The organism is Neobacillus drentensis (assembly GCF_036962125.1).
Taxonomy (GTDB): Bacteria; Bacillota; Bacilli; order Bacillales; family Cytobacillaceae; genus Neobacillus; species Neobacillus drentensis_B.
The window spans coordinates 31,688-55,512 of sequence record NZ_JBALOA010000007.1 but is presented as its reverse complement, the minus strand read 5'-3'; the positions used below and the strand labels follow the sequence as shown (position 1 = coordinate 55,512).

General features: G+C 36.8%; 25 protein-coding genes. 18 read left to right on the top strand and 7 right to left on the bottom strand.

What is annotated here, in order from left to right; all coding sequences use genetic code 11:
* Positions 1-28: 28 nt before the first annotated feature.
* The 4 genes from V7121_RS07790 to V7121_RS07775 form a co-directional block, all read right to left on the bottom strand.
* Positions 29-232 (bottom strand): hypothetical protein, encoded by a 204-nt coding sequence (locus V7121_RS07790; RefSeq protein ID WP_335501557.1) that lies wholly within the window; start codon positions 230-232, stop codon positions 29-31.
* A gap of 209 nt (positions 233-441) precedes the next feature.
* On the bottom strand, positions 442-918 hold the full coding sequence (locus tag V7121_RS07785) for a YkyB family protein (RefSeq protein ID WP_335501556.1): 477 nt from the start codon (positions 916-918) through the stop codon (positions 442-444).
* A 156-nt stretch (positions 919-1,074) separates the two neighbouring features.
* Positions 1,075-1,953, bottom strand: coding sequence for a metallophosphoesterase (locus tag V7121_RS07780; RefSeq protein WP_335501554.1), 879 nt, complete (start codon positions 1,951-1,953; stop codon positions 1,075-1,077).
* A 220-nt stretch (positions 1,954-2,173) separates the two neighbouring features.
* Positions 2,174-3,022 (bottom strand): C39 family peptidase, encoded by an 849-nt coding sequence (locus V7121_RS07775; RefSeq protein ID WP_335501552.1) that lies wholly within the window; start codon positions 3,020-3,022, stop codon positions 2,174-2,176.
* 138 nt (positions 3,023-3,160) lie between these two features.
* Between V7121_RS07775 and V7121_RS07770 the strand changes: the two genes are divergently transcribed.
* From V7121_RS07770 to V7121_RS07720, 11 genes are all read left to right on the top strand, one after another.
* Positions 3,161-4,372, top strand: coding sequence for an EAL domain-containing protein (locus V7121_RS07770; RefSeq protein ID WP_335501550.1), 1,212 nt, complete (start codon positions 3,161-3,163; stop codon positions 4,370-4,372).
* 225 nt (positions 4,373-4,597) lie between these two features.
* Positions 4,598-4,834, top strand: coding sequence for a YkuJ family protein (locus V7121_RS07765; RefSeq protein WP_335501548.1), 237 nt, complete (start codon positions 4,598-4,600; stop codon positions 4,832-4,834).
* A 152-nt stretch (positions 4,835-4,986) separates the two neighbouring features.
* Positions 4,987-5,439: a cyclic-di-AMP-binding protein CbpB gene (gene cbpB, locus V7121_RS07760; RefSeq protein WP_335501547.1), complete on the top strand. Its 453-nt coding sequence runs from the start codon at positions 4,987-4,989 to the stop codon at positions 5,437-5,439.
* A gap of 54 nt (positions 5,440-5,493) precedes the next feature.
* On the top strand, positions 5,494-7,005 hold the full coding sequence (locus tag V7121_RS07755; protein ID WP_335501545.1) for an MDR family MFS transporter: 1,512 nt from the start codon (positions 5,494-5,496) through the stop codon (positions 7,003-7,005).
* Positions 7,006-7,037: 32 nt separating this feature from the next.
* Positions 7,038-7,925: a LysR family transcriptional regulator gene (locus tag V7121_RS07750; protein WP_335501543.1), complete on the top strand. Its 888-nt coding sequence runs from the start codon at positions 7,038-7,040 to the stop codon at positions 7,923-7,925.
* 75 nt (positions 7,926-8,000) lie between these two features.
* Complete coding sequence (gene dapD, locus V7121_RS07745) at positions 8,001-8,711, top strand: 2,3,4,5-tetrahydropyridine-2,6-dicarboxylate N-acetyltransferase (protein WP_335501542.1); 711 nt, start codon at positions 8,001-8,003, stop codon at positions 8,709-8,711.
* A 114-nt stretch (positions 8,712-8,825) separates the two neighbouring features.
* A complete protein-coding gene (locus tag V7121_RS07740; protein ID WP_335501540.1) occupies positions 8,826-9,959 on the top strand; it encodes an N-acetyldiaminopimelate deacetylase in 1,134 nt (377 codons plus the stop codon).
* Between the two features lie 273 nt (positions 9,960-10,232).
* On the top strand, positions 10,233-10,781 hold the full coding sequence (locus V7121_RS07735; protein WP_335501538.1) for a peroxiredoxin: 549 nt from the start codon (positions 10,233-10,235) through the stop codon (positions 10,779-10,781).
* A gap of 65 nt (positions 10,782-10,846) precedes the next feature.
* The gene (locus tag V7121_RS07730) at positions 10,847-11,302 is read left to right on the top strand and encodes a TlpA family protein disulfide reductase (RefSeq protein ID WP_335501536.1); all 456 of its coding nucleotides are present in this window, start codon (positions 10,847-10,849) and stop codon (positions 11,300-11,302) included.
* A gap of 150 nt (positions 11,303-11,452) precedes the next feature.
* A complete protein-coding gene (locus V7121_RS07725) occupies positions 11,453-12,373 on the top strand; it encodes a DUF4349 domain-containing protein (protein ID WP_335501534.1) in 921 nt (306 codons plus the stop codon).
* 83 nt (positions 12,374-12,456) lie between these two features.
* A complete protein-coding gene (locus V7121_RS07720; RefSeq protein WP_335501532.1) occupies positions 12,457-13,116 on the top strand; it encodes a potassium channel family protein in 660 nt (219 codons plus the stop codon).
* Positions 13,117-13,284: 168 nt separating this feature from the next.
* Here the strand turns inward: V7121_RS07720 and rnjA are convergent, their stop codons facing one another.
* Both rnjA and V7121_RS07710 read right to left on the bottom strand, forming a co-directional pair.
* Positions 13,285-14,952, bottom strand: a complete 1,668-nt coding sequence (gene rnjA / locus V7121_RS07715) for a ribonuclease J1 (RefSeq protein WP_335501530.1) — start codon at positions 14,950-14,952, stop codon at positions 13,285-13,287.
* Positions 14,953-14,958: 6 nt separating this feature from the next.
* A complete protein-coding gene (locus tag V7121_RS07710) occupies positions 14,959-15,168 on the bottom strand; it encodes a DNA-dependent RNA polymerase subunit epsilon (RefSeq protein ID WP_335501723.1) in 210 nt (69 codons plus the stop codon).
* 520 nt (positions 15,169-15,688) lie between these two features.
* Between V7121_RS07710 and V7121_RS07705 the strand changes: the two genes are divergently transcribed.
* Complete coding sequence (locus tag V7121_RS07705) at positions 15,689-16,459, top strand: Cof-type HAD-IIB family hydrolase (RefSeq protein WP_335546259.1); 771 nt, start codon at positions 15,689-15,691, stop codon at positions 16,457-16,459.
* Between the two features lie 34 nt (positions 16,460-16,493).
* Here V7121_RS07705 and def read toward each other — a convergent pair whose 3' ends face one another.
* On the bottom strand, positions 16,494-17,048 hold the full coding sequence (def, locus tag V7121_RS07700) for a peptide deformylase (RefSeq protein WP_335546257.1): 555 nt from the start codon (positions 17,046-17,048) through the stop codon (positions 16,494-16,496).
* Between the two features lie 170 nt (positions 17,049-17,218).
* Between def and V7121_RS07695 the strand changes: the two genes are divergently transcribed.
* The 6 genes from V7121_RS07695 to V7121_RS07670 all read left to right on the top strand — a co-directional run bounded on the left by V7121_RS07695 (position 17,219) and on the right by V7121_RS07670 (position 23,701).
* The gene (locus V7121_RS07695) at positions 17,219-17,884 is read left to right on the top strand and encodes a YkyA family protein (protein ID WP_335501527.1); all 666 of its coding nucleotides are present in this window, start codon (positions 17,219-17,221) and stop codon (positions 17,882-17,884) included.
* A 498-nt stretch (positions 17,885-18,382) separates the two neighbouring features.
* Positions 18,383-19,498: a pyruvate dehydrogenase (acetyl-transferring) E1 component subunit alpha gene (gene pdhA / locus V7121_RS07690; RefSeq protein WP_335546256.1), complete on the top strand. Its 1,116-nt coding sequence runs from the start codon at positions 18,383-18,385 to the stop codon at positions 19,496-19,498.
* 3 nt (positions 19,499-19,501) lie between these two features.
* Complete coding sequence (locus V7121_RS07685; RefSeq protein WP_335501525.1) at positions 19,502-20,479, top strand: alpha-ketoacid dehydrogenase subunit beta; 978 nt, start codon at positions 19,502-19,504, stop codon at positions 20,477-20,479.
* 77 nt (positions 20,480-20,556) lie between these two features.
* Positions 20,557-21,891: a dihydrolipoamide acetyltransferase family protein gene (locus V7121_RS07680; RefSeq protein ID WP_335501523.1), complete on the top strand. Its 1,335-nt coding sequence runs from the start codon at positions 20,557-20,559 to the stop codon at positions 21,889-21,891.
* A 5-nt stretch (positions 21,892-21,896) separates the two neighbouring features.
* Entirely contained in the window at positions 21,897-23,312 is a 1,416-nt protein-coding gene (lpdA, locus tag V7121_RS07675) for a dihydrolipoyl dehydrogenase (RefSeq protein ID WP_335501521.1), read from the top strand.
* A gap of 146 nt (positions 23,313-23,458) precedes the next feature.
* Positions 23,459-23,701: a hypothetical protein gene (locus V7121_RS07670; protein WP_335546254.1), complete on the top strand. Its 243-nt coding sequence runs from the start codon at positions 23,459-23,461 to the stop codon at positions 23,699-23,701.
* Positions 23,702-23,825 lie beyond the last annotated feature (124 nt).

Genomic DNA, 23,825 nt, shown 5'->3' with positions numbered 1-23,825 from the left:
GGGAGTCTATCTATCAAATAAAGGTTTCTTAATAACCATAATCCCAATCAACTTCGTCTTCGTGCCAGAAAACAGGTGACACAAAACCAAAATTAACTATTTTGTCGTCTTCAAGATGACAATTGCAATGCTTACAACCGCATTGTTCTTTTATTTCCTCATAAATTGAATGATCCACATCTTCAATAAATGTGACAGTTTGTTCTTGAAAAAGAATCGCTGTTCCTTTCATTGGTCAAGCACCTCTTTTAAAAAATATATTCAAGATAAATTAGTATCACTTATAAGTATATTTTAAATCTCCGTTCTAATTGAGTCTATAAATTCGTGATGATGTTCACAAAATCATCACGAAGCCTTTGCTGATTTAGATAAATTTCCATAATAAAAAGCCAGGAGGAGTTCCTAGCTTAATAATGAACGGGCGCTTCCGCTTTTCTTTTAAGAATATCTTTCACCTAATTTTTTGAAAACAGGCTTTTGATAGGTTTTGCTCTTTTTATGTTGGGAGGGTGTTTGTTCAAACTCTGAGATTCCTGTATACACTTGAAGTAATGCCTTTGCTGTGTTTAGGGATAGTGTCGCCTTTGGATTTCTGACTCGTTCATCTAATTTCCCGAAATGTGGAAGGTTGGAAAAATCTGTTTTAGTTGGCGGAATATGAAAGGTGTATCTTCCGCATTCAACGAGCACATCGGATTGCTGCTGACTATTTCTTGGATTTTCAGAAAAATGGAGCCCCACTTTTTTCGCTTTACCTTCTTGAATCAATTTTTTAAGTGTTTCTTGTTTTAATTTGTAAAGTAATTTGGGATTAGTCGCCGTTTTTGCATGACGATTCACTATAAAGATAGCTTGTGCGAGGTTTTCGATGGTTAGATTTAGATTTGTCAGGGGGCCTTTCTGTTCATAATTCAAAATATGCTCTCCTTTCCATTATATAAAACATCTATATTATACCTTTTTTATGAACAAATAGGAATAACACAGGAACATCTTTTTTGGGTGATATATTAAAATAGAAAATAGGCTAGCTCGAAAAAAACTCCTTTTCATAGATGAGAAGGAGTTTTTCTAAGATTTCTTGTCTGCTTTAAGAGTAAATATTGTTAATTCGGGCTTTGATAAAAAGCGAAAGGGAAGACGTGTGGTTCCTATGCCTCGATTGACGTAAAGGGATAGGCGGGATTGGTTACCGACCGAATAGAGTCCCTCTGGATAGATTTGGCCATAAGGGGGAGTCACAAGAGCACCGAAAAATGGAATCTTTATCTGTCCCCCATGGCTATGACCGCTCAGCTGCCATTGGATGGGATACTGTGATGCTGTATCTGCTAGATCAGGGGCATGGGATAATAAAATTTTAAAAGTGTTTTTAGGCACATTTTTTAAAGCCAATGGCAAATTGGGATTCCCTAACATTGCATCATCTATTCCAAGCAGATAAATGGTGCTGTCATCCTTATTTATAACAGGAACGGATTCATTCAAAAGGACTATAAAGTCAGTAGTCTCCATAATATTTCGGTAGATATCAGAACCATATCCGCCATGATCATGATTTCCGAAAATACAATATTTACCGAGTGGGGCGTTTAAACTCTTTAAAATCGGCACCAACTGATTAATATCCGAATATTGATTGGGCTCGTCCATTAAATCTCCAGTAAACAATACTATGTCTGGCTGAAGACTATTAATTTTTTTAACTAATTTTTTAAATTGATTTAGATTATACTGAAAACCAAGGTGAGTATCACTAAATTGCACTATTTTTATTCCATCAAAGCTGTCTGGGATTAGTGGGTGTTTCATTTGAAATTCTTGAATATCGAGTAGTGAAGGCTCAATTCGGTTAGCATATAGCATCCCCCCCGAACTTAATCCCGCCACTGTAAGAAATGAGCCAACCGATCGTTTCAGAAACGTTCTCCTCGTTTGTTTTTTAGCCATTTTTTTCTACCAGCCTATTTTTTATTTTCCTTCCAAAAAAGTAGAGTCCCCTGTATTTTCATTAAAAACGAAAGTTATTGCAAGTGAAAAGGTACTTTGTATGTGTTTATTCAAAAAAAAATAAAACATGCATAAAAGCAACCAAGAAAATTTGGCTGCTTTTAAGATGCATACTTTTGAATTTAGTTTACTGACTAGCTCCAGAGCTTTATTTATTTATTTATTTATAACTAACTGCACGGTTTTTTAATGCTTTCCAAGAAGCGATAAATTGTTGTTTATCCACTCTTACTTGTTTTCTTCCTGATAAGGGGTCATTTAGATAAACATATTTACGGTCATATCCAACTAAGACGACTGCATGTAAATCAAGGGGAGTCCTAATATACTGCTTTCCATGATACCATCCTTCCCAACGGTCGGGCAGGCGGTAATCCCCCGTCGTCCATACCACTACAGGATAGCCGGCAGAAACATGATTTAAAACATGGTCAAAGGGCTTGTTTGTTAAATTAAAAGCTCTTCCAGGCAGCTTTTGGTTGATTAAGGCAATCATTGGCTGATCAAATACTGCATAACCTGCTCTTCTGCCGGTCATATCCCCTACAAAACCGTCAGCTGGGTTTCCCCAACGTAATATATCCCCCGTTTGTGATTTAATCAGTGGGTCGGCATCCTTACGAACAGAGCGAAAAAGGTCCATTTTGTTGGTTTTAGCGCCTGCATAATTTAACACCATGGCAAGACTTGTTACTTCACATCCGTATCTTAACTCAGGATTTTGCTTGATTAGCACAACATTTAGCATGGCAGAATCTTTTTTCTTTTGAGGCGCAACAACTGACTTGCTTTTAATTACTTTATTCTTAACCTTTGGTACTTGGTAATCAAGTTCGTTTAATCTATGATGTGTATTATTTATCTCTACTTCTGAAGTGTTATTTGTTTTATTCTCAATAATCACCGAAGAAGCGGGCTGTTTTTTTTCTATGTTTGCATTAGTATCAAAAACAAAATTACTACATCCAAACATCGGAAGGATGGAGGCTAATAAACAAAGTTTTTTCAATGCATATCCTCCTTATAAAACAACTTGGATATAGGATATGATTGTTTCTATGCGGCTATAATGGTATCCTTTTGGAAAAGAACGAGAAACATTATATGAGCGTATGCTATAATAAGAAAAATTCTTGGAGGTACTTGGATGGATGCATTGGAAATACTATCGGATCTTGAAAATGTATTTCCCTATTTTCAACCGATTTTTAGTGCCGATGAACAAAGTGTAATTGCATATGAGGTATTGGGGAGATATGAATCCGAAGGAAATATAATTAGTTTAGGGAACTTTTTTCAAGATGACCAAATTCCTGATGAATATAAATATGACGTGGATTTGTTATTAGTGAAAATGGCACTTAATCAAGCATTAACACTTGATGAGGATATAAGTATTTTTTTGAATCGAAATGCTGATTTATTAATGTATAGACATGGTGAACCCTTTTTACAAGAACTTCTAGCATTCGAAAAGAAAGGATTACGATTAGATCGAATTGTTTTAGAAATATCTGATCGGAATTATGCTGGTGATTTAGATCAATTTGATCATTTATTACAATATTATCGAACCTACGGGATTAAGATTGCCATCGCAAGAATAGATAGTGAAAGTAATTATTTTGAGCGGATTGGCCAACTTAAACCGGATATTTTAAAAATAAATTTACAGGCCCTAAAATCAACTTCTACAGGTATAAATTTTCACGATGTATTGTTTACTTTTTCGCTTCTGGCTAGGAAAATTGGCTCAACACTTTTGTTTGAAAATATCGAGATGAGTTACCAGTTGCAGTTTGCCTGGAAAAATGGCGGCCGCTATTATCAAGGATTTTATTTACATCCGCCCGTACGAGAATTCATTGAACGAAATCTTCTAAAGGAACGCTTAAAAGAAAAATTCCATGATTTTATTTCCTATGAGAAAAAGAAATTGGAGGCCGTGTATACAACTGCAGAAACTTTTCAAGCTAAGGTTCAAGAAATTGTTCTTAAAAATAGGAATGGAACTTTTCAAGACCTGTTTCAAGCATTAATTAAAGAACTAGATCAGATTGCCTTCCGAATGTATGTCTGTGATGAAGACGGCTTTCAAAAGTCAGCCAATATTTTTAAAGAAACAACAGGATGGATTAATCAAGCGCAATACATTCAAAAGAATTGGAGCTGGCGGCCTTATTTTTTAGAAAATATTATTAAAATGAGAAATGAACGCAAAGGCATTTTGTCTGATTTATATTCAGATATTGAAACTGGAGAGACGATTCGTACTTTTTCATTTCCGATAAGTGGAAATGAATATTTATTTATTGATATTGCCTATCAGTACTTATTTCAGCATGACCAATTACTTTAAATGGGCCAATTTTATACTTATGTTAATGATATTTCATCCGTAGTTATAAAAAATTACTTATTTTTTAATATTTATTTGGACAAATGGACCTTGTTATTTTATTCTTTTAATATTGGCATATAAAATACGGATGGAAAATTATGGTAGTATTCCATTCGGATAGAAAAATGTTAATTGAGAAACATAATTGTAGATGTTTGTTGGGTTTGAAAGGAGACGGAGCCGATGTCACAGCTTCAAGGTATATTAACAAGACTAAAAAATCTTCAGGAACAAGCAAATAGTGGTGAACCTGCACAACGCTATTTCGAAGTAAACGGTGATCGAAAGTGTCAAGTAACATTTCATCCGAAAACGGAGACATTTGAATTAGAAGTATATAATGAAAAGGAAAAACCTAAACGTTATCAATTTGATAATATTGATATGATTACAATTGAAATTTTTGATTTGATTCAGTAAAGGGACCTTTAGGGTTCCTTTATTTTTCATGTTTAAAATATAGCGAGGATGCATTTTTCTTTTCAAAAGTTACGTTACCAAAATTAGCACAGACTCCTGAATACTATGGTAGAATGTAACTGTAGAAAAACAAAATTGAGGAGTTACGGCTTATGATCAGTCTTCCTAACGATGAATACTTAAAATTAACAATAAAAGATTTAATGATTCCGTCAGAACGGGTCGCACATGTACAAGTTGGAAATAATCTTGAGCATGCTTTATTAGTTTTAACAAAAAGCGGATATACGGCAATACCTGTATTGGACCCGCATTATAAACTGCATGGCCTAATAAGCACGCCAATTATTATGGATTCTATTCTGGGGTTGGAAAGAATTGAGTTTGAACAACTTGAGAAAAAACGTGTAGAAGAGGTTATGAAAAGTAATGTGCCGCGCGTGAAAATTTCTGCACCGATTAAAAGATGCCTTGAGTTACTTGTTAATCAACCCTTTTTATGTGTTGAGACTGAGGATGGTTATTTTGAAGGGATTTTGCCTAGGAGTACAGTATTAAATCAATTAAATAAAATACTTAATCGATTACAGAACAGTAATAATTAATGCTTTTAGGCTCCCAAGTAGGGAGCTTGATTTTTTTAAATTTGAGGTGTGTATATGAGTACTGCAAATGGCAAGGTCTCCAGAGAAGGTTTTTCGAGGAAGCAAACAAATAAACCATTAGTTTTAGCGACAGTGATGTTAGCCATGTTTATGGGGGCGATTGAGGCCACGATTGTTTCTACCGCAATGCCGGCAATTGTTGCAGATCTTGGCGGGTTTACCCTTTATAGCTGGGTGTTTTCTGCATACTTGTTAATGAATTCGATAACCGTGCTTATCTATGGAAAGCTATCTGACTTATTTGGACGAAAACCAATCCTTACCATCGGTATTATTTTCTTTTTAATCGGGTCCGTTCTTTGTGGATTTGCAACCTCCATGAAAATGTTAATTATTTTTCGATTAATTCAAGGGTTCGGTGCGGGGGCAGTTACTCCAATTGCAACGACCATCATTGGTGATATCTATACTTCTGAGGAAAGGGCTAAAATTCAGGGATATTTATCAAGTGTTTGGGGAATATCAGCCATTACTGGACCAGCAGTTGGCGGTTTGCTTGTCCAATATGTTAGTTGGCATTATGTTTTCTGGATTAACATTCCACTCGGGATACTTTCACTCCTTGGACTATGGTTTTTCCTGCATGAAAATATTAGCAGGAAGAAACATGAGATAGATTATATTGGCGCACTCCTATTAACGATTACCATTTCATCATTAATGTTTATTCTTGTAGAGGGTGGAAGTCGTTTTGCATGGGGGTCATGGCAATCCTTAAGTTTATTTGCAATTAGTGCTGTTACCTTACTCGGATTTGTCTTTCAGGAAGGCCGCGCCAAAGAGCCGGTTATGCCTTTTACTATTTGGAAAGAGCGTTCGATCCTTATCGCCAATACTACTTCACTTACAACGGGTATCATGTTAATTGGAATATCGAGCTTTTTACCAACATTTGTACAAGGTGTCATGGAACAAACACCAATCATTGCTGGATTTACATTGACAACGATGTCAATAGGTTGGCCCATCGCTTCGACACTTGCTGGCCGGTGGCTGATTACTATTGGGTACCGGAAAACGTCTATAATTGGTGGGGTATCCTTAATCATCGGCAGTATCGCCTTTGTAACGATGTCAGCACCATCGGGACCTTTGTGGGCTGCATTGGGCTCATTTTTCGTAGGGTTTGGAATGGGCTTAACATCAACTGCCTTTATTGTCTCTATTCAAAGTACTGTTGGTTGGGAGCAGCGTGGGATTGCTACCGCAGCCAATATGTTTATGCGTAATCTTGGAAATACTATTGGAGCAGCACTACTGGGGGGAATCCTCAATAATCGGTTGAGTTTTTACTTCAGTCAGCAAAATCATTCTTTTTCGGTAGATGACGTAAATATTCTTTTAAAATCAGATGAAAGAGGTCATCTCTCGGAATCGGCTCGAAGTTTTCTACAGAATGGTTTAACACATTCTTTGCACTTTGTTTATTATGTTGTTCTTGCTTTTGCTATTATTAGTTTACTATTAATATTTTTTATTCCGAAAAAGACCGATCGCTCTGTATAACTTACAGGGCCTTTTTTAAGGAGGGGTTATGTTTGTCCTCGTTATCTGAATTTCAGCTATTATCAGTTCTAGCTCAGGAAATGAATATGCGAAAAGCATCAGAACGGCTATTCGTTTCACAACCAGCCCTTTCACAGAGATTGCAAACCATTGAAAAAGATTGGGGAACGAAATTATTTATACGTTCGCAAAAAGGTTTAGCCTTAACCCCAGCAGGGGAACATGTCATCGAATTTGTTAATGAAGTGTTAACCAGGCAGGAAAAGGTTCGTGAAACAGTTCATTCACTCCAATCAGGGGTGTCAGGTACCCTAAAGATTGCAGTTGCATCGATTGTTGGCCAAAACTGGCTGCCCCAGGTTCTAAAGAGATATATTGATAGATATCCACAAGCCAAAATTTCACTAGTGACTGGTTGGAGCAGCGAAATATTAAAGAGTCTATATGACGACCAAGTACATATTGGGATTATTCGAGGGACGCCAGATTGGAAAGGGGTTAAGGTCCACCTATTTAATGATCCTCTTTATTTAGTTGATAGGGAAATTACCAGTCCCGAACAGATTATTAATACGGACCGCCCTTTCATTCAATTTAAAAGTGACTCCAATTATTATCAGGAAATCCAAGACTGGTGGATGCGGAATTTTAAGACCTCGCCAAAGAGAACGGTAGTGGTTGACCAAATTGAGACATGTAAACAGATGGCCTTTAATGGTATAGGTTACGCAATCTTGCCATCGATCACGTTAACCAAAACGGAGAAAGATATTTTTAAAATTCCGCTTTTGGACGAGAATAATCATCCATTAAAACGTGATACATGGCTATTAGGATATGAATCTTCCTTTCAGCTGAAGCAAGTTAAAGCTTTTGTCGAATTAATTAAGGAATATATCGCAGAATCTTCAGAAGAATAAGGTTGTTTTTCTTGTTTTCATTTCTTTTGTTTGTTAAAGTAATTTTTAGTAACGACAACAATAGGGGGCCTACTTATGAAAATGATGGATGCAAATGAAATTATTTCTTTTATCCAAAATAGTAAAAAATCTACTCCAGTAAAGGTATATGTAAAAGGTGAATTAGATGGAATAGATTTTGGGAGTAATACCAAAACCTTTATTAATGGAAATACAGGTGTTCTCTTTGGTGAATGGTCTGAAATAAATGAAGTCTTAGAAGCACATAAAGAAAAAATCGAAGATAAAGTGGTTGAAAATGACCGCCGTAACTCTGCCATCCCATTATTAGATACGAAGCATATTAATGCACGAATTGAGCCAGGCGTAGTAATTCGTGACCAAGTCGAAATTGGAGACAATGCCGTAATTATGATGGGTGCTGTTATCAATATTGGTGCGGTAATTGGAGAAAAATCAATGATTGATATGGGAGTTGTCCTTGGGGGGAGAGCAACCGTTGGGAAAAACTGTCATATTGGTGCAGGCACGGTATTAGCTGGCGTAATCGAACCACCATCTGCTAAGCCTGTCGTCATTGAAGATGATGTTTTAATTGGAGCGAATGCTGTGGTTCTTGAAGGGGTAACAGTTGGAACTGGCTCTGTAGTTGCTGCAGGCGCAGTAGTCACTCAAGATGTGGCTCCATTTACAGTTGTTGCAGGCATGCCAGCAAGGAAAATTAAAGATATTGATGAAAAAACGAAATCAAAAACAGAAATTATGCAGGAGCTTCGTCAACTATAATTTCAGCTTTCCTGCGCAAAGTAAATGAGCTGAAGCTCTAAATAATTCATTAAGTGAAAGCCAAAAAAGCGTGGAGCCTTTCCACGCTTCTTTAATATGGAAGGAAGATTATTAATGAATCAATTAATCAAAATCCGCCGTGACCTTCATCAAATCCCAGAACTAGGATTTCAAGAGTATAAAACGCAAGCCTACATATTATCTTACCTTGAATCTTTGCCTCGAGACCGTATCTCAATAAAGAGATGGAAGACCGGTCTGCTTGTAAAAATTCACGGTTTAAATCCACAAAAAACAATTGGATATAGAACAGACATTGATGGGTTATCGATAAGCGAAGAAACAGGTTTACCTTATTCATCTGAACATCCTGATAGAATGCATGCCTGTGGTCACGATTTTCACATGACCATTGCACTTGGAGTGCTGACTTATTTTATTGAAAAACCAATTAATGATGATCTTTTATTTGTTTTTCAACCTGCGGAGGAAGGTCCTGGCGGAGCGGAACCAATGTTAAATTCAGAAGAAATGCAAGCTTGGATGCCGGATCTTATTTTCGCCTTACATATTGCACCAGAGTACCCCGTTGGATCCATAGCAGTTAAGGAAGGTTTACTATTTGCAAATACGTCAGAACTGTTTATTGACTTAAAGGGCAAAGGAGGACACGCTGCAAGACCACATGAAACAAATGACATGGTAGTTGCTGCCTGTGGGCTGGTCAGTCAACTCCAAACGATTGTTTCTAGAAACGTTGACCCATTAGAAAGCGCAGTAATCACAATCGGGAAAATAACTGGAGGCACTGTTCAGAATATTATTGCTGAAAAAGCAAGACTGGAAGGAACGATTAGAACTCTTTCGGCTGAGACGATGGAAAAGGTAAAACATCGGATTGAGGCACTTGTTAAAGGGATTGAGGCAGGGTTTGAATGTGAAGCTGTTATCGATTATGGGGCGATGTACCATCAAGTCTATAACACAGAGACAATCACAAGAGACTTTATGACCTATATTCAAGAAAAAACAGATGTAAAGGTCATCGAATGCAAGGAAGCTATGACAGGGGAAGACTTTGGCTATATGCTTAAAGAAATTCCTGGGCTTATGTTTTGGCTCGGTGTCGAATCTCCTTATGGGTTACATCATGCAAAATTGAATCCACAAGAAGAAGCAATTGGTGTAGCAATCAAAGTAATGACAGGTTATTTGACTTCGTTAGGGAATGGAAATAGTAAAAATTAAGCAGGCGTATTATTTTGTTTCAGCTCGTCATCATGATAAAATTAAAGAGTATGAAAAGGGAAATTGTTACATATTGTCGTTTTTTCTAAAATGTTTAGGGGGAAACTTATGAAGGGGAAATAGGGTTATAATTGATAATAATTACTTAATTAAATTAATTATAATTTAATATTGACTCAAAATAAGATTTGTCCTATAATTAGAAATGTGAACGAGATAGCAAATGAGAATTGCTATAAATACTCATTTAATTTAATATTTGGAGGGATTTGAATGCCAGAACGTATGGTAGGTAAACAAGCACCACGCTTTGAAATGGATGCGGTATTACCAAACAAAGAATTCGGTAAAGTTAGTCTAGAAGAAAATATGAAAAATGATAAATGGACAGTATTATTCTTCTATCCAATGGACTTCACATTTGTATGTCCAACTGAAATTACAGCAATGTCGGATCGTTATGAAGAGTTTGATGATTTAGATGCTGTTGTAGTTGGTGCTTCTACAGATACCATTCACACGCACCTTGCTTGGATTAAAACAGACCGTAAAGAAAATGGTCTTGGCGATTTAAACTATCCATTAGCTGCAGATACTAACCATGTAGTTGCACGTGATTATGGGGTATTAATTGAAGAAGAAGGTATCGCACTTCGTGGTTTATTCATTATCGATCCAGAAGGTGAATTAAAGTATTCTGTTGTAAACCACAACAATATTGGCCGTGATGTTGATGAAACATTACGTGTTCTTCAAGCATTACAAACTGGCGGACTTTGCCCTGCAAACTGGAAGCCAGGACAAGCTACATTGAACGTATAATTTGTACAATAAAAGATAGACCTAACCTTTTATAGTGTTAGGTCTTTTTAATAGGAGGAATATCCATGAAATTACGTGAACCAATGCCAGAGTTAACTGGGGCCACAGAATGGTTAAATGGTGAAGTGACAAAATCAGACCTAGTTGGTGAAAAGCCAACATTAATTCATTTTTGGTCAATAAGCTGTCATCTTTGTAAGGAAGCGATGCCTCAGGTCAATCAATTCCGTGATGACTTTAAGGACAAGTTAAATGTGGTTGCGGTGCATATGCCACGATCTGAAAACGATCTAAACATAGAAGAAATTAAACAAGTTGCAGCTGAGCATGGTATTAATCAGCCAATTTTTGTGGACAGTGAACACAAGCTAACGGAAGCTTTTGAAAATCAATATGTCCCTGCTTATTATGTTTTTGACCGTGAAGGAAAGTTGCGTCATTTCCAAGCAGGCGGGAGTGGCATGAAAATGCTTGAAAAACGGGTCAACCGTGTACTAGATGAGTTGGAAAAAACAGAATAGACAACAACCTATGAGCTGCCTAGCTATTTGTTGGGCGGCATTTTTATTTTTTTATTATAAAAATGTAACCTAACCTCCTTTTAATCGTCGGTATTAATAAATATGCATTAATACTGACAAGTATCAATATAGAAAAAGGGGTGTCCGAAAATGAAAAAATTAATACAATGGTTACCAATCTTATTAATTATTTTTGTAGTTTGTATGACTGGTTGTAGTAACAGTAAAAGCAGTGAAGATAAGAGTGTAAAAATGAATGATAATAGTAATGCACGGTTGGATTCAGCACAATTGGGAAGTGAGCAAGCAGATTTCTATTCGAATGAAGCAGGAAAGGTAGAAAAAACAACTGAATCTACAACAACATTAAAGGTTCAAAATCAAATGGTCATATATCAAGCGGATCTAGCGCTGCGTGTGAAAAAATTTGATAAAACAGTCCGGTCTCTTGAAGAAAAGGTTCTTAAATATGGCGGCTATATAGCCGAGTCTAATGTGTCTAAAGAGGGGAATGAACAGGTGAGTGGCAGTATTAAAATAAGAGTGCCACAAAAGCATTTTCAGGCCTTTTTACACGATGCAGAGAGTCAAGCTGCCGAGGTTCTGCAAAGGAATATTAGCGGGCAAGATGTAACCGAGGAATATGTTGACCTTAAGTCAAGATTAAAATCAAAAAGGGTTGTCGAAGAGCGTTTAACCACATTCATGAAAAGTGCCGAAAAGACAGAGGATTTATTGAAAATTTCTGCTGATTTGGCAGTTGTTCAAGAGGAAATCGAGGCGCTAGAAGGGAAAATGAAGTTTTTAGAAAATCAAACCTCCCTTTCGACAGTTACTATCACCTTATATGAGGATAAGATTGTTGTACCAAACATTGAAAAGGACAAATTAAATACATGGGAGAAAACAAAAAAACAATTTATGAAAAGCACGAATATGTTATTAGCTGGCATATCCGGCTTAATTGTGTTCATTATTGGTAATATACCTGTTTTAGCTATTTTATTAATTCTAGGATTCCTCGTTCTGTTTATTTATAGGAAAAAGAAATATAAAAATAGACAAGGGTAATAACGGGTGTGCACTATATAAAATGATTGAAGAATGCTAAAATTAATTAATAGAATTAATGAAGGAATCAAAGGAGTTTTGCTATGAAAAAGAGCTTTGCAGTCATTGGACTTGGCCGATTCGGTGGTAGTATCTGTCGGACGCTTACTGATGAGGGGATGGAAGTACTTGCTATTGATAAAAACGAAGAACGAGTAAATGAATTTGCGATGATTGCTTCTCATGCGGTTGTTGGTGATACAACAGACGAAGCTGTTTTAAAAAGCTTAGGGATACGAAACTTCGACCATGTGATTGTAGCAATAGGCGATGATATTCAATCAAGTATACTAACCACTCTTATACTCAAGGAATTGGGGGTCGCTCGTGTTACCGCTAAAGCTCAAAATGATTACCATGAAAAAGTTCTTCGCAAAATTGGCGCCGACAGTGTCGTTCATCCAGAAAGAGATATGGGCAGACGAATAGCCAATAACATGGCCTCTAGTAATGTTGTCGACTATCTTGAGCTCTCTGATGAACACAGTATTGTTGAAATTGTTGCGAATGGAAAACTTAGTGGTCATACGATTATGGATTTAGATATTCGCAAGAAATATGGATTGAATATTGTTGCAATAAAACGTGGCGAGGAAATTATTGTTTCCCCGCAAGCGAAAGAAACATTTCATGTGAATGATGTGTTAATCGTGATTGGAACTGACCAGGACATTAATAAATTTGAAAAAAGAGTTTTGGAATAAAGAAAAGCGGAAGTGCCTTGAACAGGGGCGACAGGCATAAGACAAGCAGGCTTGAAGGTTGCACTTTAACCTTCAGGACTGATTGGCTTATGACCCGAGCCCCTAGGCGCTGGAGCTAGCCCATAAAGAAAAGCGGAAGCACCTAAGTGCTTCCGCTTTTCTTTATTTTTACACTTCCATAATGATTGGTAAAATCATTGGTCTGCGTTTGGTTTTTTCGTACAAGAACGGAGCTAATGTATCAGTAATTTCATTTTTAATTTCCGACCATTGGCTTGTCTTTCTTTCCATAACCCTATTTAGGTGTTTGGTGATGAGACTCTGCGCGTCATTAATTAAATCACCAGATTCGCGCATATAAACAAATCCTCGCGAAATTAGATCTGGTCCTGATGCTATTTTAAACTCTTTCATATTAATACTTACAACCACAACGACTAAACCTTCTTCAGAGAGGATTCTACGGTCACGTAAAACGATATTTCCGATGTCCCCTACACCGCTGCCATCAATATAGACAGAACCAGATGGAATCTTTCCAGCTACTTGTGCAGTATCCTCAGAAAGAGCTAATACTTCACCATTGTCCATAATAAAACAATTTTCTTCTTGTACGCCACAATCGACTGCAATTTTAGCATGCATTCTTTGCATTCGATATTCACCGTGAATCGGCATAAAGAATTTCGGCCTAATTAAACGGAGCATAAGTTTTTGTTCTTCTTGTCCACCATGACCAGAAGTATGAATATTGCTAAGTTTACCGTGAATGACTTCAGCACCTGCTCTATAGAGCATATTAATGGTTCTGCTCACGCTAATCGTGTTCCCTGGAATAGGTGATGATGAAAATACAACAGTATCTCCTGGGATAATTTGAATTTGTCGATGTGTGCCATTGGCAATCCTAGATAGGGCAGCCATTGCCTCGCCTTGACTTCCAGTACAGAGGATTGTAACTTTATCCGCTGGCAGTCGATTAATTTGATTCGCTTCAATAAACGTCTCTTTAGGTGCGTTTATATAACCTAACTCAAGTCCAATATTGATTGCTGCTTCCATGCTGCGGCCAAAAACGGCCACTTTTCTTCCGTAGACCACAGCAGCCTCTACTACTTGCTGAAGTCTGTGAATATTCGATGCAAACGTGGCAAAGATAATCCGACCATCTACTTTTCGGAAAATATCGTTAATGCTGTCGCCAACTCGACGCTCAGACATTGTAAACTCAGGAATTTCACTATTTGTGCTATCTGATAGTAAACAAAGGACGCCTTCTTTTCCGATTTCTGCCATCTTAGTTAAATTGGCAGGCTCACCTACAGGGGTAAAATCAAATTTAAAATCACCTGTGTGAACAATTTGCCCTGGTGGAGTTTTAACAACAATACCATAGGAATCAGGAATACTGTGAGTAGTCCGGAAAAAGGTTACCGAGGTTTTGCGGAATTTAATGATATCGTCTTCTTTAATGTCAATTAACTTGGCATTTCTTAATAAACCGTGTTCTTCTAATTTATTTTTGATCAATCCAAGTGCGAGTTTTCCTCCATATATCGGAACGTTAATTTCTCGTAATAAATAGGGAATACCGCCAATGTGATCTTCATGTCCGTGCGTTACAAATAACCCTTTAATTTTCTCCTGATTTTTAACCAAATAGGTATAATCAGGAATAACGTAATCGATACCTAATAGCTCGTCCTCAGGAAATTTTATACCTGCATCAATTAATATAATTTCATCCTGGAACTGAACTGCATACGTGTTTTTGCCAATTTCGCCTAATCCACCAAGGGCAAAAACTGCAGTTTGATCATTCTTAACAAATTTCATAAATTATCATTTCTCCAATACTTTATAGTCTTCATTTTGAAGTTCATAATTAAGATAAGCTCCCTTAACTTCTTGAACAGATTCAACATTATACCCTCGATCGGCAATTTTTGAACGGACTTCTCTCACTGAATCCGCTTCAATAAAAAGGGTTTTTGTATTTTCTCTGACAGGTACTTCGGTGATTCTCTCTTGGTAATAAACTTTAAATATCATTACAAAATCGCTCCCAACTGAATTCATAACTTTTTCTATTATATAAAACATTCTCATCTTTTTCATTTATTTTCTATGGAAAACATTAGACTAGCATGAAAAGTATGTAAAAGAATCGTTGTTTTTACAATTTACAATAACGAAGGAGCCCTTCGCAAGTTTGAAGGGCCCTAAAAAATTTAGGCAATTGATTTTTTTCGTAGTAAATCGTTCCACTGTTTTAAAAGCTTCTTTCTTAGCTTCTTTAACATAGTGGATCATCTCCTTATCTCTTATTTTATACATTCCTTGTCCAATGTAAAGTAAGCGATGGCATATTATTGAAGTTTTTTTAAAATAAGAGTATTTTTACTATATTATATGATGAAAATTCCAATTCAATCATGGTTAAACATGGAATTAGCCTGGCAATTTATAAATTGACATTTATTATGAGAAAGTTTAGTGTGGTAAAGAAAAAAGAAAAATTGGACAATCAATCCCTGCTTAGAGGATAACATAAAAAGGAGTACATAATAAAATGAAGAAAATCGTTTTTTTTGATATTGATGGCACTCTACTCGATCATGAGAAAAAACTTCCAGAAAGTACGAAAAAAGCAATCAATTTATTGAAAGAGAACGATGTATTTGTTGCAATTGCGACTGGAAGAGCACCATTTATGTTTGAGGGATTACGAGAATTGCTTGGAATAGACTCCTATGTTAGTTTTAACGGCCAATATGTCGTCTTTGAAGACCAAGTAATATATGAGAACCCATTGGATGAGGCGGAGCTAAAAAAAATATATCTTCATTCTAAAACAAATGGTCATCCATTGGTTTTTATGAACGAGAAAACGATGAAGTCAAGTGTGGAACATCATCCTTTTATTGAGAAAAGTATGGGGAGCCTTAATTTTCCTCATCCAGGAAAAGATGATACCTTTTATGTAAATCGAAAGATGTATCAAAGCCTCCTTTTTTGTGATGAGCATGATGAAAAATTATATTTATCTGACTATCCTCAATTTGAGTTTATTAGATGGCATTCCTATTCGATGGATATTCTGCCAAAAGGGGGGTCAAAAGCCGAAGGCATTAAAAAAATGATTGGACGCTTAGGTTTTGAACTAAAAGATGTTTATGCATTTGGTGATGGTTTGAATGATTTAGAAATGCTAAAAGCAGTTGGGACTGGTGTTTCCATGGGGAATGGTGTTCCAGAAGCGAAGGAAATTGCCAACCTTATTACCAGTGATGTTGCAAATGATGGGATCTGGAACGGCCTTAAAGAATTGCAGTTAATATAAAAGAACCGCTCACTAGGGCGGTTCTTTCGTTTTTTTACCTTTCGATGGCAATGGCACCATCAATTGGTCTTAATGGATCCTCGTGATTAATATAATCATAAAACATAATACCATTTAGATGGTCAATTTCGTGTTGAAAACATATAGAAGCAAGTCCTTTTAAACGGAGTTTTACTTCTTCACCATCTATTGTTGTACCCTTAAGCGTAATTCTGGCATGTCTAGGGACATAACCTGGTATGGCTTTATCAACTGAAAGGCAGCCTTCACCAGCTTGTAAATACGCTTTTTCAACAGAATGACTGATAATTTTGGGATTAAATAACGCATAACTATAAAGGGTTCCCGACTCATCAGTAAGATGCACAGCAATCATCCGTTTTAGGACATTAATTTGCGGTGCAGCTAAGCCTATTCCTGGACGAAGGCTGTATTGAGCAGATATTTCAGGGTTTTGGCTATTTATTACATATTCTAATAAGCTGCTTAGTATTTGTTTATCCTCTTCCGAAGGCGGCATGGAAACTTCTGCAGCTACTTTTCTAAGGGAAGGATGGCCATCTCGTATGATATCTTCCATCGTTAACATGATTCCACTCACTCCTGTACATATCTAAAATTCTTTATAATAAATAGTCTATCAAACAAATGATGAAAAGTTAACATTTGATTAAGGGCCTTCCATTATAATCAAGATGAGATTGTCAAACAAATTAAGTGTCGATATAGTAGAAGAGGGAATAAGAGGAGGTTTACAACATGACATTTAGGAAAAGATATTATCCTTTGATTTTTTTGATATTCGGTTTGCTTATCATTTTTGCAGGATGTTCAAAAGAAAAGACACCTGTTGATAAAATGTACACAGTCCTAGAAAAAGTCGCAGCAGCAGAGCAAGAATTTGAAGAACAGCAGGATCCGCTTGTCACACTTGAAAAAAAAGAAAAAGGAATTTACGACCAAATTATTGAACTTGGCTTGAAAGAATATGATCAAATCGTTAAACTTTCAGATGAGGCACTTTTATTAGCGGATCAAAGAAAAGAGCATATGGAAAAAGAAACACACAGTATTAAACAATCTCAGAAGGAATTTAATAAGGTTGCAAAGATTAAGGATCAATTTGAGGATAAAGCTTTAACAAAATTGGGAGATGAACTTTATAAAATTATGATGGAAAGATATCAAGCGCATGATGTGTTATACATAGAATATAATGAAGCGCTTAAAAATGATAAAGAGTTATATTTGATGTTTAAAAATAAAGACCTACCTCTCGAAGACCTTGAGGTCCAAGTAAATAAGTTAAATGAAACGTATCAAAAAGTTTATGAAGCAAATGAAAGATTTAATACTTTAACAGAACAATACAACGATAAAAAGACGTCATTTTATAAACACGCTGGTTTAAACTCAAGTAAATAAATATGATTTCAGAAAAACAATCGGCAGATAATGTCGGTTGTTTTTTTATATATAACAATTTGTATATGTGGGAAATTATATATAACAGGAAACAAAAATGTATAGTACAGAATAATATTATTCGTAAAATTAAGTATCATGGACGTGGTGAAAAATATCGATACGTAGTATTTGACGTGCGAAAATTAATGATGTAAACTTGTTAAAGAGTTCATTAATTGTATCAATGATGTTACATAAAATAGTGGTACAGAATAGAATGATGGTAAGGTAAAAGTATTTTGTTTAACTTATCTTATCTGTGAAAAACTATTAAGTAGTATGTTTAAGATTAAAGGTAACCAAAATTCTATGTAATATCACATGGTTAACCAAAACAAAGGTAAAAAAGGACGGGGAGGCCCATCTAGCTTTTATTCTTTCGCTTTTGGGTAATCTAACTTAGTGGATTATATTTTAAAAATTTAGCCCCTTAATTGAAAGGAAGAGGTGACCCTAATGGTTTCTAAGACTCAAAACGCTAAGCTTGATGCGAAGAAAACACTAGAAGTTGTTGAAGAACAATTTCAAACACTTCAAATTCTAAATGAAGTTGGTGAAGTCGTTAACGAGGCGGCAATGCCAGACCTTAGTGATGAACAACTACAAGAATTAATGCGTCGTATGGTTTATTCTCGAATTCTTGACCAGCGCTCCATTTCTTTAAACCGTCAAGGAAGATTAGGTTTCTATGCTCCAACTGCTGGACAAGAGGCTTCTCAACTAGCTTCACAGTTCGCACTTGAAAAAGAAGACTTTATTTTACCTGGCTATCGTGATGTTCCACAAATTATTTGGCATGGCTTACCATTATACCAAGCATTTTTATGGTCAAGAGGTCATTTTGAAGGCGGGCAAATTCCTGAGGGCGTTAATGTTGCCATCCCGCAAATTATTATTGGTGCGCAGTATGTTCAAACTGCTGGTGTAGCACTTGGTATGAAAAAACGAGGTGCAAAATCGGTTGCCATTACTTATACAGGTGACGGTGGTACTTCACAAGGGGATTTCTACGAAGGAATCAACTTCGCCGGTGCTTATAAGGCGCCAGCAATCTTTATTGTTCAAAACAACCGTTTTGCAATCTCTACTCCAGTTGATAAACAATCTGCTGCGAAAACACTCGCACAAAAGGCAGTAGCCGCTGGAATTCCAGGGATTCAAGTTGATGGTATGGATCCACTTGCTGTATACGCTGCTGTTCATGATGCCCGCGAGCGTGCAATTAATGGTGAAGGTCCAACATTAATTGAAACATTAACTTATAGATATGGTCCACATACCATGGCCGGAGATGATCCAACACGTTATCGTACTGCAGATCTTGATAATGAATGGGAAAAGAAAGATCCGCTTGTTCGCTTCCGTAAATTCCTTGAAAAGAAAGGTTTATGGACAGAAGAAAAAGAAAACGAAGTAATTGAACAAGCAAAAGAAGATATTAAAGAAGCTATTAAAAAAGCTGATGGAGCACCAAAACAAAAAGTTACTGATTTAATATCTATTATGTATGAAGAAATGCCACAAAACTTAAAAGAACAATATGAAATATATAAAGAAAAGGAGTCGAAGTAAGCCATGGCTCAAATGACAATGATTCAAGCAATTACAGATGCATTGCGTGTGGAATTAAGCAAGGATCCGAACGTATTAGTATTCGGGGAAGACGTAGGTCTTAACGGTGGTGTATTCCGTGCAACTGAAGGACTACAAAAAGAATTTGGCGAAGATCGTGTATTTGATACACCACTTGCTGAATCAGGAATCGGCGGCTTAGCTGTCGGCCTAAGTTTACAAGGTTTCCGTCCAGTTCCAGAAATTCAATTCTTCGGCTTTGTTTATGAAGTAATGGACTCTATTTCTGGTCAGGCAGCTCGACTTCGTTATCGTACAGGTGGCAAATTCAATGCACCGATTACATTCCGTTCACCATTTGGTGGTGGCGTACATACTCCAGATATGCACGCTGATAGCTTAGAAGGTCTTATGGCTCAACAACCTGGTGTAAAGGTTGTTATTCCATCAACACCATATGATGCAAAAGGACTTCTCATTTCATCAATCCGTGATAATGACCCAGTTATCTTTCTTGAACATATGAAGTTATACCGTTCTTTCCGTCAAGAAGTTCCAGAAGGGGAATATACCATTCCACTCGGAAAAGCTGAGGTAAAACGAGAAGGAAAAGATATTACGATTGTTACTTATGGAGCAATGGTTCACGAATCATTAAAAGCTGCTGAAGAATTAGAAAAAGAAGGATTCTCTGCAGAAGTCATTGATTTACGAACAGTAAGTCCGATTGATATTGAAACAATTATCGGGTCAGTTGAAAAAACTGGACGTGCCATCGTTGTTCAAGAAGCACAAAAACAAGCAGGTATTGCTGCAAATGTTGTTGCTGAAATAAATGATCGTGCAATTTTAAGCCTGGAAGCACCTGTATTACGTGTTGCGGCTCCAGATACTGTATTTGCATTCCCACAAGCGGAAGCTGTATGGCTCCCGAATTATAAAGATGTAATTGAAACAGCTAAAAAAGTATTAACATTTTAATTAATTACTAAATTAGTTAATCTTTTACGATCGTTACAATGCTCAAAAATACATGTAATATAGGAGGATGAATCCTAGTGTCATTTCAATTTAAAATGCCTGACATCGGTGAAGGTATTCATGAAGGCGAAATTGTAAAGTGGTTTGTAAAACCTGGTGATAAAATTCAAGAAGATGATGTACTATGTGAGATTCAAAATGATAAAGCAGTGGTTGAAATTCCATCCCCTGTTGAAGGTACTGTCCTTGAAGTGAAAGTAGGAGAAGGTACAGTTGCTACAGTAGGACAAGTTTTGGTAACTTTTGATGCTCCAGGATATGAAGACCTACAATTTAAAGGCGATGAACATGCCGATGAACCAAAACCAGAAGAAAAACCTGCGGCAGCAGCATCTGCACCTGAAGTTAAGCAGGACGCTGCACCACAACCAGCTGCTGTAGCTGTTGCAACACAAGTAGAAGTTGATCCAAATCGTCGGATTGTTGCTATGCCTTCTGTTCGTAAATATGCCCGTGAAAAGGGTATTAACATCCAATTAGTTCCGGGAACAGGCAATCATGGCCGAATTTTAAAAGGTGATATTGATGCTTTTGTAAGCGGTGGAGCTGCACCTGCACCTGCACCACAAGCTGCTGCAACTTCAGTAGTGGAAACAACTGCTCAACAAACCGAAACTCCGCAAGCAGCAGTTGCGATACCGCAAGGTGAATACCCTGAAACTCGTGAAAAAATGAGCGGTATTCGAAAAGCAATTGCCAAAGCGATGGTTAATTCAAAACACACTGCACCGCATGTTACTCTTATGGATGAAGTAGATGTAACTAAACTTGTTACACACCGTAAGAAATTTAAAGAAGTAGCCGCAGCCAAAGGAATTAAGCTAACATTCTTACCATACATCGTTAAAGCATTAACAAGTGCACTACGCGAATTCCCAGCATTAAACACATCACTTGACGATGCAACAAGCGAAATTATTCATAAACATTATTATAATATTGGAATTGCAGCAGATACGGAAAAAGGCTTGTTAGTTCCAGTTGTAAAAGATGCAGATCGTAAATCAGTTTTCTCTATTTCTAATGAAATCAATGAATTAGCTGGAAAAGCACGCGATGGCAAGCTTGCCCCTAATGAAATGAAGGGTGCTTCATGTACTATTTCCAACATTGGATCAGCTGGCGGTCAATGGTTCACTCCAGTTATTAATCATCCAGAAGTAGCTATCTTAGGTGTTGGTCGAATTGCAGAAAAACCAATCGTTAGAAACGGTGAAATTGTTGCGGCTCCAGTTTTAGCCCTATCATTAAGCTTTGATCACCGTATGATCGATGGTGCAACCGCACAAAATGCTTTAAATCATATTAAACGTTTATTGAACGATCCAGAACTATTGTTAATGGAGGCGTAAATCAAATGGTCGTTGGAGATTTCCCAATCGAAACAGATACTATAGTCATTGGAGCAGGTCCAGGAGGATATGTTGCAGCTATTCGTGCAGCTCAGTTAGGACAAAAAGTGACAATTGTAGAAAAAGAATATGTTGGCGGCGTTTGTTTAAATGTCGGTTGTATTCCTTCTAAAGCATTAATTTCAGCGGGGCACCGTTACGAAACAGCCATGCACTCTGAATCATTTGGAATTACCGCTGAAAATGTTAAAGTGGATTTTTCAAAAGTTCAAGAATTTAAATCAAGCATTGTTAACAAGTTAACCGGTGGTGTAGAAGGCTTATTAAAAGGCAACAAGGTCAACATTGTTCGTGGTGAAGCCTACTTTGTTGATGCGAATACATTACGAGTAATGGATGAAAGTTCAGCTCAGACGTATACCTTTAAAAATGCCATTATTGCAACTGGGTCTCGTCCAATTGAGTTGCCTGCTTTTAAATATTCAAAACGCGTTCTAAATTCTACCGGAGCACTCAACTTAACTGAGATTCCAGAAAAAATTGTTGTTATCGGCGGTGGAGTAATCGGGATTGAACTAGGCGGAGCCTACGCAAACTTTGGCAGCCAAGTAACAATCTTAGAAGGTGCTGAAGAAATATTAGGACTTGGTGTTTTTGACAAGCAAATGGCTGCTCTTGTCAAGCGAAGCATGAAGAAAAAAGGTGCAGAATTCTTTACAAAAGCCTTCGCTAAGGGTGTAGAAGAAACAGAAAATGGTGTGATTGTTTCCTTCGAAACTAAAGGTGAAGAAAAGAAAATCGAAGCAGATTACGTATTTGTTATGGTTGGACGCCGTCCAAACACTGATGAAATGGGTTTAGAACAAGTTGGTGTAAAATTAAGTGATCGTGGCTTAATTGAAATCGACAAACAATGCCGTACAAACATTAGCAATATTTATGCGATTGGTGATGTTGTAGCTGGTCCTCAGTTGGCTCATAAGGCTTCTTATGAAGCAAAAATTGCTGCTGAAGCAATTGCTGGTCATACTTCTGAAATTGATTACTTAGGTATTCCTGCTGTAGTATTCTCAGACCCTGAATTGGCTTCAGTTGGATATACTGAAGGTCAAGCAAAAGAAGAAGGTATTACTGTAAATGCGGCTAAATTCCCATTTGCTGCTAATGGTCGTGCTTTATCATTAGACAGTGGCGATGGATTCATGAAATTAATTACTCGTAAAGAGGATGGACTTGTAATTGGAGCGCAGATTGCTGGCACAAATGCTTCAGATATGATTGCTGAGCTGGGCCTTGCGATTGAAGCGGGAATGACTGCTGAAGATCTTGCTATGACCATTCATGCACATCCAACACTTGGAGAAATCACAATGGAAGCGGCCGAAGTAGCCTTAGGAAGCCCAATCCACATTATGAAATAGTAACAACCATAAAAGTCCTTTTCGTTCAAAACGGAAAGGACTTTTACTTTTTTTAGCGAAATAAAATATATCTCATCCTTTTAGAACATATACTTAATAACTAGCATTCTAAATAGATGTTGAATGTATTAAGAGTGGTGATAAATATGAGGGTCTATGTTGTTGTGATACTGCAATTTATCATTTGGAGCGGCTATACGTTTATTGAATGGTTATCGAAGCATGACCAGCTAATTTATAAAGTCATCATGTTTTTTGTCTTCTTTTATTTGGCATTTTTAATAGGCAATCAGGTAACAAAATCAGCACGAAAAACGCTTTTTATCACAACCCTAAGCCTTGTTATATATACTTCGATCCACTATACCATGGAGTTGATTATTCAATAAAAAAAGCCCCATAAGGAGCTTTTATAAAATATAAAAAAATAAGTGTTTTTGAACTTAGTTTACTGTCTAGCGCAAGCGGCCCTAACGGCTAGTGTCCTTCGCTCTCCGCCCTACGATAAGTCAA